This window comes from Nonomuraea sp. NPDC050153, assembly GCF_044460125.1.
GTDB lineage: Bacteria > Actinomycetota > Actinomycetes > Streptosporangiales > Streptosporangiaceae > Nonomuraea.
This window is the reverse complement of sequence record NZ_JBITJQ010000007.1, coordinates 282,524-294,943: the sequence shown is the minus strand read 5'-3', so window position 1 is coordinate 294,943 and position 12,420 is coordinate 282,524. Positions and strand designations below refer to the sequence as shown.

Genomic DNA, 12,420 nt, shown 5'->3' with positions numbered 1-12,420 from the left:
GCGGCAGTCACCGCCGTACGGCGGGCCCCGCGGCCGCGGGTGGGCCAGGTCACTTCTGCGAACGCAGGAGCAGGGCGAGGGCCCAGTCCTGGTCGTTGGCGAGCGGGTCCGGCCGGTGCGCGGGGCGGCCGTCCACGCAGCTGGGCATCAGGAAAGCGCAGGTCGCCCGGCCGTCGGGGCCGAAGTCGGCGAGGTTGGCCGCGAAGATCGCCTCGGCGACCCGCTCGGTGTCCTCGGTCCGCAGCGGCTCGGGGAGCTGCCGGAGCGCGACCGCCGTGAGCACGCTCCAGTAGTGCGGGAACGTGTCGCCCCACTGGCGGTCGAGCCCGAACCAGTACCCGTCCCAGTGCCGGATGCCGATGTCGCGGAGCCGGACGTGCGGCTGCGGCCCGCCGAACGCGCGCAGCCACCGCAGGGCCGGCCGCAGCGCCGCCAGCAGGCGCTCGTCGGGCGCGCCGGCGTACGCGGTGGCGAGCAGGCTGACCAGCGGCGCGACCATCGACTGCTCGTAGCTCACCTCGTGCGCCGGCAGCGCGCTGCCGAGAGACGCGAAGCCCCGCGCGTGGTCGACCAGCGCGTCCCGCAGCCGCTTGGCCCGCGCCGGGTCGCCGTGCCCGTCGAGCGAGCCGGCCACCGCGACCACCGCCTCGGGCAGGCCGATGAGCAGGTGGTCGCGGACGCCGAGCGAGTAGGACGTCTCCAGCAGCCGGGCCGCGCGGTCGAGGTCGGCCGGGTCACCGTACAGGGCGAACTGGTCGTGGAAGAAGTGCGCCAGCCACGGCGTGTTGTAGAGCCGCAGCCCTTCGGGGGCCGGGCGGCTGCTCCGGCGGACCGAGCCGTCGGGCTGGATCAGGCGCTCGACGGCGAAGCGGGCGAACCCGCGCAGCGCCTCGTCGATCGCGTCCGGAGCCCCCCAGCCGCGCAGGCGGGCCTGCTGCAGCAGCACGGCCATGCCGACGCGCTCGGCTCCGTCGGTCCAGTCCTGCCAGCCGTTCTCGGTCTGTCTCAGGCCGGTGCGGGTGTCGACCGGCACGAACGCGTACCGCTCCGGTTCCGGCCGCTCGGCGGGCCGGTGCTCGCCGAGGATGCGGGCGACGCGCGCCTCGACCAGGTCCCGCACCGGGGCGAGGAAGGCGACCGCCGTCCTGCTCCGGCGGCCGTCGCGCTCGAAGTCGAGGTGCCGGATGCCGTGGGCGCGCGACGTGACGCCCTCGCCGAGCACCGTGCCCTCGGCGAGATCGACGGCCAGGGCGGCACCGACCGGCGCCGTCAGGAACGGCAGGCCGGCGGGCGCGTCGGTGGCGGCGAGGAACGCCTCGCGGTCGCCGTACCAGCCGAGCTCCCACGCCAGGACATGCTCCTCTCCCGGCGCGAGGTCCAGCACGGGCTGGCCGCCGAACGCCTCGGGATTGCGCGCGTGGTCGGTGGGATGGACGACGAGGTGGCCGCGGACGTCGGACGAGGTGACGGTGTTGCGGGACTCGACCGAGTACGCCCACAACGCGCCCGTCCGGACGATCGCGCCGAGCAGCGGCGGGGCGCCGGACATCGGCTCGGCCAGCACCCACGACCACGATCCGCCGGTGAACACGTGCGCGTGGCAACTGCGGGCGAGCGCGGTGGCCGCGCCGTCGTACACGTCTCTGACCGGCACGTTCAGCCCGAGCCCGGTGACGCGCAACGGCTCACCGCCGGTGTTGGTCCAGGTGTGGGTCTCGGTGTAGCGCTCCCCCGCGACCTGGCGCCGGACCTCGAGCTCCAGCCCGCGCACCGGCCGGTGCCGGGCGGTCGCGCCGTCGGCCCGCCAGTCGATCTCGTACGGCCGCTGCCAGCGGCCCGAGCCGCGGGACGTGATCGCGAAACCCGCGCCCCAATGGTGGTCCGGGCCGTGCCAGGCGTCCGTGGCCTCGTCGAGCAGGTAGAGCCGGTCAGGATCCGAGGCGTGCCCGAACGCCGTCGGCGCGGCGTCCGCCCCGAGGGCCACCCAGCCGCCGCCGAACGCGAACCGTCGTGTCTTGATCGTCACCATTCGGCGAAAGACCCGTCGTTGTGGCGGAAGTACGGGGTGCGCCAGGTATGGCCCTTCCGCGCGGCGGAGCGCACCGCGTCCTCGTCGATGTCGATGCCGAGGCCGGGTCCGGTGGGGCGTTCGACGTGACCGTCCGCGAACCTGAACGCCTCCGGGTCGGTGAGGTAGCCGAGCAGCGCGCTGCCGCCGCCGTGCTCGATGTCCAGGCTCTGCTCCTGGATGAGGAAGTTCGGGGTCGCCAGGTCGATCTGCAGGCTCGCGGCCAGGGTGATCGGGCCGAGTGGGCAGTGCGGCGCCACCGCCACGTCGTACGCCTCCGCCATCGCCGCGATCCGGCGCACCTCCGAGATGCCGCCGGCGTGCGACAGATCAGGCTGTGCGACCGCGATGCCGGTGGGCAGGACGTCGCGGAAGTCCCACCGGGAGTAGAGCCGTTCGCCGGTGGCGATCGGGATGCTGGTCCCGTCGGTGATCCGGCGCATGTCCCGGGCGAACTCCGGCAGCACCGGCTCCTCCACGAACAGCGGGAGCAGCGGCTCCAGCAGCGGCAGGATCCGGCGGGCCGCCGCGGTGCTGAAGCGGCCGTGGAAGTCCAGCGCGATGTCGACGTCGTCGCCGAGCGCGTCGCGCAGGATCTCCACGCGGCGCACCATCGCCCGCGTCTCGGCCGCGCTCGGCACGGGCGGCAGGGCGTCGGAGACGTTGAGCTTGACGGCCGTGAACCCGCTCGCGACCTTGGCCAGCGCGTCGTCCACCAGCGCGGCGGGGTCCGCGCCGCCGACCCACGTGTACATGCGCACCCGGTCGCGGACCGGGCCGCCGAGCAGCTCGTGGACGGGAACGTCGTGATAGCGGCCCTTGATGTCCCACAGGGCCTGGTCGATCCCGGCCAGCGCGCTCGACAGCACCGGCCCGCCGCGGTAGAAGCCGCCCTTGGCCAGCACCTGCCAGTGCCTCTCGACGCTCAGCGGGTCGGCGCCGACCAGGTGCTCCATCAGCGTGGTGAGGGCGCCGTGGACGGCCTCCGCGCGGCCTTCGACGATCGGTTCGCCCCAGCCGCTGAGGCCTTCGTCGGTGTCGACGCGCAGGAACTGCCAGCGCGGCGCCACCCGGAACGTCTCGTATCCGATGATTTTCAAACTGCCTCATTCGGTTGGGGTTCGACACGTGCCAGCAGCGCGCCGACGAGCTGGTCGGTCTCGCGCAGGACCAGGGCGGCCGCGCCGGAGGCCGCGGCTCGCTCCCCCAGGTCGAGGGCCGCCGCGACCACGTCGGCGTCGCGGGTGAGCACCATCGCCGAGCGGCGCAGGGTGGCCCGGATCGGCTCCAGCAGGACGTCGCCGGCGCGCGCCAGCTCGCCGCCGATGATGATCCGCTCGGGGTTCAGCAGGTTGCAGAGGTTCGCGAGAACCCGGCCGACGACCTCGCCGGCGTCGTGGAGCACGCGGCGGCAGTCGGGGTCCCCGGCCGCCGTCGCGGCGAGGACGTCGTCGACGCCGATGCGCTCGCCCAGCGCGGGTCGCAGTAACGCCAGAACGGCGGGGATCGACGCGTACTGGACGAGGCAGCCGCGGTTGCCGCACGGGCAGGGCTCGCCGGCGGGATCCGCCGAGATGTGCCCGACCGAACCGCCCCCGCCACGGGCGCCGCCGTGGTGCAGCCGGCCCCCGATCTGCAGGCCGGCGCCGATGCCGGTGGACAGGCCGAGGTAGAGCACGTCGCGGACGCCGCTGCCGGCGCCCCAGGTGAACTCGGCGATGGCCTCGAGCCGGGTGTTGTTCTCGACCAGCACCGGAGGGGACAGGTGCCGGCCGAACTCCTTGGCCACGTTCACCCCCGCCCAGGCCTGACCCGGCAGCGACGGCCCGACCGGGCCGGTGCGCAGGTCGATCGGGCCCGGGACGCCGACGGCGACGCCGAGCAGCGACGAGCGGTCCCGGCCCGCCGCGGCGAGCAGGTCGTCGAGCAGGCCGAGGCCCGCGGCCAGCCGCTCCTGCCAGGGCGTGTCCGCCGCCACGGTCGCGCCTTCGCTGGCCAGCGTCGTGCCGGCCAGGTCGGTGACGTGGCACCAGATGCGCTCCAGCGTGAAGTCGAGCCCGGCCGCGGTGCCCGCGGCGGGGTTGGCGCGCAGGAACGCGCGGGCCCGCCCGTCCACGGCGGAGGTGTCGGCGTCGCCGGCGGACTCGATCACCACCCCGCTCTCGATCAGGTCACCGACGATGTTCGACACCGTGGTGCGCGAGAGCCCCGACAGCCGGGCGAGCTCCGCGCGGTGCAGAGCGCCGTGCTCCATCAGCGCTGACAGCAGGCGCTCCGAGTTCGTCCGTCGGAGCGCTCTGAGGGATCCGGTGTCCTTGGTAGCCACGTGGTCGAGTATCGGGGCACCGCCGCACAGCCGTCAACGGAGTTTCGACATTGTTCGGCAACACTTTTGACACAAATCCGCCCGTGCTCGAACAATTTCCGGCAAGTTCGGGTATCGGTCCCGGCCAGGCGATCTGGATGGCGGCATGGACGCACTGCGGAACGATCGCGAGAAGCCACTGCTGGTGATCACCGGCGGCCTCGGCCGGGTGGGTACCGCGCTCCGGCCGTACCTGCGGCGGCACCACCGGCTGCGGCTCGTCGACACCGCCACGGGAGCCGAGCCCGAGCCTGACGTGGACATTCGCCACGCCGACATCGGCGACCCCGATGCGGCGTACGAGGTCTTCGGCGGAGCGAGCGCGATCCTGCACCTGGCCGGCGACGCCGACCCGCGGCACGGCTGGGAGGAGGTGTTCGCCGCCAACGTGCGGCCGATGCCCGTGCTGCTGCGGGCAGCCGCCGCGCGCGCCGTGCCGAAGATCGTGCTGGCCAGCTCGCTGCATGTCGCCGGCGAGCACAACCGGCCGGAGTTCTGGCCGGTCAGTCCGCGGCTGGACCCCCGGCCGTGCTGCGCGTACGGGCTCAGCAAGGTCGTCGTCGAGTCGCTCGGCCGTTCCCACGCGGAACGCACCGGCGCCTCGGTCACCTGCCTGCGGCTGGGGCTGACCGCCTGGCCGCTGACAGAACGGCGCTACCTCGGCATGTGGCTGTCGGACGGCGACGCCGCCCGGCTCGCGCACGCCGCGCTGCGCTCCCGCGAACCCTTCGGGGTGCACTTCGGCGTCTCGGCCAACAGCCGCAAGCACTGGGACACCACGTCCGCGCGGACCGAGCTCGGCTACCGGCCCCAGGACGACAGCGAGCAGTACGCCGGCACCGCGGGACCGGGCGGCGCTCCCACGTGCCGTCTCTTCGATGATTCACCCGACCTCAGGATGCGAGGCATGACATGACCACAGCGGGCCAGGGGCTCTCGAGACGCCGGTTCCTCACTCTCTCCACGGCCGCGGCCGGCGGCGCCCTCGCCGCGGGTTGCGCGCCGGCCTCCTCGACGAAGACCTCCGCCGCGGGCGCGGCCCCCGGCAGGACCACGGTCACGATCATGACCATGACGGGCGAGTTCGGCCCGGACGACGCCAAGGCGGCCTCCCAGGCGCTGGGCTTCACCGTCAAGACCGTCGAGTACGACCTGACCAAGCTGACCGCCATGCTGACCAGCGGGAACCCGCCGGACGTCGTACGCGGCCTGGGCGCGACGGACACGCCGTACCTCGTGGCCCGCGACGCGGCGGAGAACCTCGACCCGTACTTCGCCAAGAGCACCCTGATCAAGGAAGACGACCTCGACCCCGTCAACGACGCCTGGCGCTTCACGGCCGGAAGCAGGGCGCGGGCCCGCGCTACGGCATGGTGAAGGACTACTCGCAGGACGCCATGCTCTGGTACAACGGGGCGCTGTTCGACGCCGCCAAGGTCGACCGGCCGAACGCGACCAGCCCGCTGCTGTTCGACGAGCTGCTCGAGACGGGCAAGCGGCTGACCAAGCGCCAGGGCGCCAAGGTCAGCGTCTACGGGCTGAACCCCAACGGTCTGAGCCTGTTCACCACGCTGCTGGGGATGACCGCCTCGGCCGGCGGGAAACTGCTGTCGGACGACCTCGCGTCCGTCGACTTCAGCAGCCCGGAGGCGCTTCGCGCCCTCACCTGGTACGTCGAGTACGCGAAGGCGGGCATCGGGCCGACGGTGCTCAACCCCGACCCGAACGGCTGGGACGGGCCGACCTTCCAGGCCAGCCGGATGGCGACCACGACCAACGGCTACTGGTTCGGCGCGCTGTTCGCCACCGACGCCAAGACCGCGAAGGTCGCGCGCCTCCTGCCTGCGCCGCAGTTCGACACCGGCCGGCGGGTCAGCCCGTGCTACGGCGCCACCGGGCTGTGGATGCCGAAGGCCGGCAAGAACAAGGAGGCCGCCTGGCGGTTCATGGAGTGGTACCTCGCCGGCGATCCCGCCAGGCAGCGGGCCGGCGGTGGCTGGGGGATCCCGACGCTGAAGTCCCTGCGGGGGCTGATGCCGCAGCAGCAGCCGTACCAGAAGGAGGCGTACGACGTGCAGATGGAGGAGTTGAAACACTTCTCGGTGCTGTCGTTCACGCCGTACCTGCGGGTCGAGGCCCTGGACACCGCCATCAACCGGGCGCTGCCCAAGGCGATCAAGGGAGAGCTGTCTCCGGCGCAGCTGGCCGACGCGCTGAACGGCGAGCTCAACAAGCAGCTCGCCGACGGGAAGAAGCGGCTGCGATGACGACCGCGTCGCTGACGGCCGCGCGGGCTCGTCGCACGGCGGTGCGGTCGACGTCCGGTCTGCGCCGGGCCCGCAGGTTCTACATGTTCATCGCGCCGTGGGCCATCGGGTTCGTGGCCTTGACGGTGTTCCCGCTCGGCTACGCGTTCTGGCTCAGCCTCACCGACTCCGACGGCCTGTCCCCGCGGACGCACTTCGTGGGGCTGGAGAACTACGTCGAGTTCTTCCAGGATCCGCTGACGCTCAGTTCGCTGGCCAGGACCGGACTGTTCACGCTGGTCACCGTGCCGCTGTCGATCATCGCCGGGCTGCTGCTGGCGGTGCTGGTGAACCAGCCGATCCGCGCCCGGGGCTTCTTCCGGGCGATGATCTACCTTCCGGCGGTGGTCCCGCCGGTGGGGGCGGCGCTGACGTTCAGGCTGATCTTCGACCGTGACGCGGGCGCCGCGAACGGCGTGCTCAGCGGCGTCGGCGCGGATCCGATCACCTGGCTGGTCGACCCGAACGCCCGCTATGTCCTCTACGCGCTGGTGTTGTGGGGCTGTGGCGGCTCCATGATCATTTCACTGGCCGGCCTTCAGGACATCCCTCGCGAAGTGCTGGAGGCCGCCCGGGTGGACGGTGCCACGTCGTGGCAGGCGTTCACCCGGATCACGATCCCGCTGCTGTCGCCGGTGATCCTGTTCCAGGTCATCACGGGCGTGATCGGCTCCTTGCAGTCGTTCGCGCCGCTGCTGCTGTCCACGGGCTCGCTCGGCGGCGCCGGCTCGGTGCCGGAGGGCAACTACCTGTTCATGATCCACGTGATCGCGCAGTACTTCGGCGCCTCGCGCTTCGGGTACGCCTCCGCGATGTTGTGGATGTTGTTCGCCGTGATCCTGCTCGTGACGCTGCTGATCGTCAAGGTGAGCGCCAGGACCGTCTTCTACACCGTCGATCCGGAGGGGAAGCGGTGAGCCGTTCCTATCGCTACGCCCTGTACGTCGTCCTGGCCGCGGTGGTGCTCGCGCTGCTGAGCCCCATCGCCTGGCTGGTGCTCACCTCGCTGAAGTCCCCGGCCGAGATGGCGGCCTTCCCGCCCACCTGGGTGCCGGACGAGCCCCGGTTCGGCAACTACGCCGACGCCGTGACCAGCATCGACTTCCTCGGCGCGACCCAGAACTCCCTCACCATCGCGATCATCCACACGACGCTCACCACGCTGAGCTCGGCGTGGGTGGGCTTCGGGTTCGCCAGGTTCAGCGCGCCGGGCAGGAAGCAGCTGTTCGTCGTGCTGCTGTCGACGATGATGCTGCCCGGCATCGTCACCCTGGTCCCCACGTACCTGCTGTTCGCCAAGGTCGACCTGGTCAACACCTTCTGGCCGTGGGTGCTGTGGGGCCTCGGCGGCAGCCCGTTCCTGATCTTCCTGTTCCGCCAGTTCTTCGCCGGCATCCCCCGGGAGATGGAGGAGGCGGCGGTCATCGACGGGTGCGGGTACGCCCGCATGTTCTGGCGGATCTTCCTGCCGCAGTCGTGGCCGGTGATCGCCGCCAGCGTGATCCTCAACTTCACCTGGAGCTGGGGCGACTTCGTCGGCCCTGCCCTGCTGCTGAGCCCCGACAGCACCACCCTCGCGGTGGCGATGGCCGGCGGTTACGTGAACGAGCAGGGCCTGCCGCTGAACAACCTGGTCGCGGCGGGAGCGGTGCTGTACCTGCTGCCGGTGCTGGTCCTGTTCCTGTTCATGCAACGACGCTTCGTCAGCGGCCTGACCACCACCGGCCTGAAGTGACACGGCGGTCCCGATACGGGCCGCCGGCCCGGCTCCCGGGGACGGGGGCGGGGCGGGGCGGGGGCGGCTGGTTTGAGGCCGGAGCCACGACCTGGCCCGCCCCGGACCCGGCCTTGAGCGGCCGGACTTGCGTGGCGGGGAGGTGATCGGCCACTATCGTCGGCATGACTAGTGGAAAGGGCGGTCTCCGCCCAGCCCGTTGAGGCCCATGGAGCCGGCCGAGGAGCCGGCCCTCGACATCCCCGCCGACGCCTTGCTGGCGCTTCTCGCGCCGCTCCCCTACCCGCGACGCATGCGGGCGCTGGCGCTCCACGCCCGCCGGCTGGCCGGCACCTCCCAGCTGCGGGTGCTCCTGGATGATCTGTCCGCGCAGGATCGGTACGCCCGGCGCCTGGCGCTGCACATGGCCATGGCGGCTCGCGACCTCGATCACATCAAGGAAGTTCTCGCGGGACCGGACATGGGGCTGCGGCGCGCCGCTCTGCGCGCGGTGCGCACCCTGCCTGTGCCGGATCCGGCGGTGGCCGCCGCGTTCCACGACGCGCCGGCCGAGCTGCGGTTCGCGCTGTATCGCACGCTGGCGCTGGCCGGACGGCACGCGCTGGCCGAATCGCTCCTGCCGGACGTCCACGCCCGGTGGGGAGCGCGCGAGGCGGCGGCGCTGCTGCCGGCCTGCGGCGCCGGGACCGTCGCGCGATGGCTGCCGGACGTCGCGCACGCGGTGACCTCCTGGACGGCGCTGGCCAAGCGGCACCCGGGCGCGGTCATGACGGTGGCCGAGCTCGAACTGGGCAGCGGCGTGCACGCGTGGAGCTGGTGGCGACGCCGGGGGGCGGGCGTGGTGCTCGCGGCCCTCGCCGAGCCGGCCCGCATGCCGGCGGGCCAGATGCCGGCAGCCCAGATACCGGCCGGCCAGATGCCGGCGGGCCAGATGCCAGTCGGCCAGATGCCGGCGGGCCAGATGGCGGCAGCCCAGATGCCGGTCGCTCGGATGCTGGCCCTGCTGGAGCGGCACGAGCTGCGTCACGGCCTGCGCGAGCTTCCCGCCACGGTCGTGAACGCGCTGTTCAGGGTGGACGCCGCGCGGGCCTGGAAGGTGTTCGCCGACCCGGGTGCGGCGGGCTGGGCGGGTCCGGCGAAGGCGGTGCTCCGCCACCTGAGGTCGGGCTCGGACGCGGAGATCCTGCGTCTGGCCTCGTCCGGACGCCAGCTCGACCTGGTGCTGCACTCCCTGCCGCCCGCCCGCCGAGCCGCGATCTTCGAGGCGGTGGCCGCGCGCAGGGGCGGTTCGACCGGGTTGTGGGCGATGCCGTTGCTCGGCCGGTTGCCTGCCGAGGTGGCGGCGGCCGAGGCCAGGCGCATGCTGGCCTGGCACGAGTCGGTGTGGCACTCGGCCCGTTCCCGCCTGGACGATCCGGACATCCCGCTGGAGCTCACCTCGTACCTGCCTTACGAGGAGGCCGTCGGCCCGCTGCGCGAGGCCGCCGTGGGCGGGGACCCGCGGCGGCGCGGACTGGCCAGGACGCTGCTGCTCCAGGCCACCGCCCGCACCCGGGACCGGGCGGCGCTGCACGCGCTGCTGGCCGAGCTCGCGCTGCGCACCGCCAACGAACAGGACCCGCTCCGCCGGGATCTGCTGACCGCTCTGGGCGACGTCCCACCCGCGCTGCTCGACGACTCCTGCGCCGGGACGCTGGAGCGCGTCGCGGCCGACACCGTCGAGGCCCCGGACTCCTCCCCCGCCACTCAGGAGGCGCTCCGGAGCCTGGCCGGACGGGTCCTGCGGCACCACGACCCGGCCACCGCGCCCGCGCTGACGGCGTGGGCGCTGGGCACGTACGGCAGGCTCGTGGCGCGGCACGGCGCGAGCGGTCTGCCCGCGCGGGAGCCCTGGCCCTCCCCCGTCCGTCGCCGCCGCTCTCGCTCCTCCGGCCCGGTCGCGGAGCCGCACCGGCTGGACCTGGTGCTGCGCGCGGGGCAGGAGCACGACCTGCTCGCGGTGCTGCGGCCGCACCTTCGCGCCGCACGCGAGCGGGAGGACTTCGCCCTGGCCGTGGCTCTCGCCCACGCGCTCGGCCGCCGGGCGTGGGCGCTCGCCGAGCTCCAGGACGACCTGCGCGCCGCCGTCCGCACGGCGCCGGAGCCGCTCGCCCGCGAGGCCGCCGACCTCTGGCTGACCCGTCCGCACCGCCGCCCGCGAACGTCCCGCCCCCACCGGCGCCCGCGGACACTCCGTCCCGCACCCTCCGAGCCCGCGCCCGCTGGGGTGGAAAGGCGACCGGAGCGCTCGCAAGGGAGCGGGATCGAGCGGCCGCACGGAGGTGGGGCGGCCGAGCGGGAGGAGCGGGTCGTCGAGCTCGTACGGGAGGATCCGTCCGCCCTGACGCTGCCCGCCGTCTGGCGCACCCTGGCCCGGCGCCGTACCGACCTCCTCCTCTCCCTCCTGGACGGCCCCCGTGACGGCCGCTTCGGCAACCCCGCATGGGTGCCGCGGATCGACGGCGGCGACGCCGGCCGATGGACGCCCGTCCAGTGCGAACGCATCCGCGCCGAGCTCACCGCCGCCGTCCACGACGAGGGCCTGCCCATCGCCGCGCGGCTGGCCGCCGTCCAGGCGACCGGCCGGATCACCGGCGGGCTGGACCTCCTCGCCGCATGGGCCGAGCGGGAGGAGACGATGCTGGCCGAGGCCGCCGTCACGGCCATGGCGCACGCCGGCGAACCCTCCCGGGCGGCGTCCGTGCTGGTGGGCCACGCCGGCGGCCCGGCCTCCCGCGTCGCGGTGGCCGCGCTGGCCCGCTGTTGCCGTTCGGTCGCCCCGTCCCTGCTCGGGCCGCTGCTGGAGCAGGCGCTGACCGCCCCCGGCAGCAAGGTGACGCTGCGCAAGCTGGCCGCCCGCCAGCTGGGCCGCAACCGCCCGCCCGGCGCGGTGGACGTGCTGCTGCGGGCGTGGGCGGACCCCGGGCTGCACCGGGACGTACGGGTGGCCGTCGCCTCGGTGCTGCGCACGATGCCCGAGGACCCGCGGACCCTGGACGCGCTCGGGGACGCCGCCGGCCGGCACGCCGGCGAGCTGATGCTGCGCACGCTCTTCCAGGCCCACCCGATGGAGTACGCCCCCGGCGCCCGCACCCGTTACGCGGACCTGGTCCGGCGGCTCCTCATGGCCGCCGACCAGCCAGGGGTGAGTTTCCGCGCCTCGAAGGCGTTCGGCCTGTGGGCGCACTGGTACCGGGGCGACCTCGGCGAGATCATCGAGGCCGCGGCGACCCCGGAGACGACCGGGCACGTCATGGAGGTGTTCCAGAGGCTGCTTCGGGCCGGCGTCATCCGGTCTCAGACGCTGGACGTCCTCGCCAGGCTGGCCGCCGCCGTACCCGGGGAGGACCTGCGCACCCCGGCCCGCCAACGCGTGGCGGCCATCGCCGGCAGCCTGGCCGCGAGACCGGAGGAGATGGAGCCGTGGCGGCGCCGGCTCGCCAGGGACGCGATGGACGTGCTCGCCGCGGAGCCGCTCCTGCTGCCCCAGGTGGCCGCGCTGGGCGTGGCCCTGCTCCCCAGGGAGACCGACGGGGACGGCCTCGGCGACGACCTGTGCGCGCTGGCCGGCCTGCTCGCGGACCGGCCGGTGCTCGCCGTCCGGACGGCGGGCCAGGTCGTCTCGGAGCTGTTCGGCGAGTACGGATGGCAGCCGGCGCTGCCGATCGCGGCCGCCCTGCCCCCGGCCCGGCGGCTGGCCGCCCGCGGCGACCTGTCCGGCGAGCTGTTCGCGCTCATGCTCACCCAGGCCGGCGGCCGGCGCACCGAATGGGCGGCCCCATGGCGGGAACTCCTCCGCGACCTGCGCGATTCCCCGCACCTGGAGGTACGGCAGGAAGCCTGGGACACCTCCGTGGACCGGCAGTGAATACCGGATGGCCCTGCGGCACGGTCGCTGTCACAATCT

At 73.7% G+C, this 12,420-nt stretch carries 9 protein-coding genes; 6 read left to right on the top strand and 3 right to left on the bottom strand.

Annotated elements, in window-relative coordinates; translation table 11 throughout:
* Positions 1–49: 49 nt before the first annotated feature.
* Genes ACIBQ1_RS20645 through ACIBQ1_RS20635 form a run of 3 tightly spaced genes read right to left on the bottom strand, consistent with a single transcriptional unit; the run spans position 50 to position 4,394 of the window.
* Entirely contained in the window at positions 50–2,029 is a 1,980-nt protein-coding gene (locus ACIBQ1_RS20645) for a hypothetical protein (RefSeq protein WP_397279559.1), read from the bottom strand.
* Positions 2,023–3,168 (bottom strand): galactonate dehydratase, encoded by a 1,146-nt coding sequence (gene dgoD / locus ACIBQ1_RS20640; protein WP_397279558.1) that lies wholly within the window; start codon positions 3,166–3,168, stop codon positions 2,023–2,025. The genes ACIBQ1_RS20645 and dgoD overlap by 7 nt, the downstream gene beginning before the upstream one ends.
* Positions 3,165–4,394, bottom strand: a complete 1,230-nt coding sequence (locus ACIBQ1_RS20635) for an ROK family protein (protein ID WP_397279556.1) — start codon at positions 4,392–4,394, stop codon at positions 3,165–3,167. Before ACIBQ1_RS20635 ends, dgoD begins: the two co-directional genes overlap by 4 nt.
* A gap of 145 nt (positions 4,395–4,539) precedes the next feature.
* Between ACIBQ1_RS20635 and ACIBQ1_RS20630 the strand changes: the two genes are divergently transcribed.
* The 6 genes from ACIBQ1_RS20630 (at position 4,540) to ACIBQ1_RS20605 (ending at position 12,381) form a co-directional block, all read left to right on the top strand.
* Positions 4,540–5,349, top strand: coding sequence for an NAD-dependent epimerase/dehydratase family protein (locus tag ACIBQ1_RS20630; protein ID WP_397279554.1), 810 nt, complete (start codon positions 4,540–4,542; stop codon positions 5,347–5,349).
* A complete protein-coding gene (locus ACIBQ1_RS20625) occupies positions 5,346–5,810 on the top strand; it encodes a hypothetical protein (protein ID WP_397279552.1) in 465 nt (154 codons plus the stop codon). The genes ACIBQ1_RS20630 and ACIBQ1_RS20625 overlap by 4 nt, the downstream gene beginning before the upstream one ends.
* The gene (locus tag ACIBQ1_RS20620) at positions 5,804–6,700 is read left to right on the top strand and encodes an extracellular solute-binding protein (protein ID WP_397279550.1); all 897 of its coding nucleotides are present in this window, start codon (positions 5,804–5,806) and stop codon (positions 6,698–6,700) included. The genes ACIBQ1_RS20625 and ACIBQ1_RS20620 overlap by 7 nt, the downstream gene beginning before the upstream one ends.
* A complete protein-coding gene (locus tag ACIBQ1_RS20615; RefSeq protein WP_397279549.1) occupies positions 6,697–7,656 on the top strand; it encodes a carbohydrate ABC transporter permease in 960 nt (319 codons plus the stop codon). The genes ACIBQ1_RS20620 and ACIBQ1_RS20615 overlap by 4 nt, the downstream gene beginning before the upstream one ends.
* Complete coding sequence (locus ACIBQ1_RS20610; RefSeq protein ID WP_397279547.1) at positions 7,653–8,474, top strand: carbohydrate ABC transporter permease; 822 nt, start codon at positions 7,653–7,655, stop codon at positions 8,472–8,474. Before ACIBQ1_RS20615 ends, ACIBQ1_RS20610 begins: the two co-directional genes overlap by 4 nt.
* Positions 8,475–8,682: 208 nt before the next feature.
* Positions 8,683–12,381 (top strand): hypothetical protein, encoded by a 3,699-nt coding sequence (locus ACIBQ1_RS20605; RefSeq protein ID WP_397279545.1) that lies wholly within the window; start codon positions 8,683–8,685, stop codon positions 12,379–12,381.
* Positions 12,382–12,420: the final 39 nt, after the last annotated feature.

Bases quoted from the DNA above. Each gene is read 5' to 3' on its own strand.
- ACIBQ1_RS20630 (WP_397279554.1), top strand. From the start codon at position 4,540: ATGGACGCACTGCGGAACGATCGCGAGAAGCCACTGCTGGTGATCACC.
- ACIBQ1_RS20615 (WP_397279549.1), top strand. From the start codon at position 6,697: ATGACGACCGCGTCGCTGACGGCCGCGCGGGCTCGTCGCACGGCGGTG.
- ACIBQ1_RS20605 (WP_397279545.1), top strand. From the start codon at position 8,683: ATGGAGCCGGCCGAGGAGCCGGCCCTCGACATCCCCGCCGACGCCTTG.
- ACIBQ1_RS20625 (WP_397279552.1), top strand. From the start codon at position 5,346: ATGACCACAGCGGGCCAGGGGCTCTCGAGACGCCGGTTCCTCACTCTC.
- ACIBQ1_RS20620 (WP_397279550.1), top strand. From the start codon at position 5,804: ATGGTGAAGGACTACTCGCAGGACGCCATGCTCTGGTACAACGGGGCG.
- ACIBQ1_RS20645 (WP_397279559.1), bottom strand. From the start codon at position 2,029: ATGGTGACGATCAAGACACGACGGTTCGCGTTCGGCGGCGGCTGGGTG.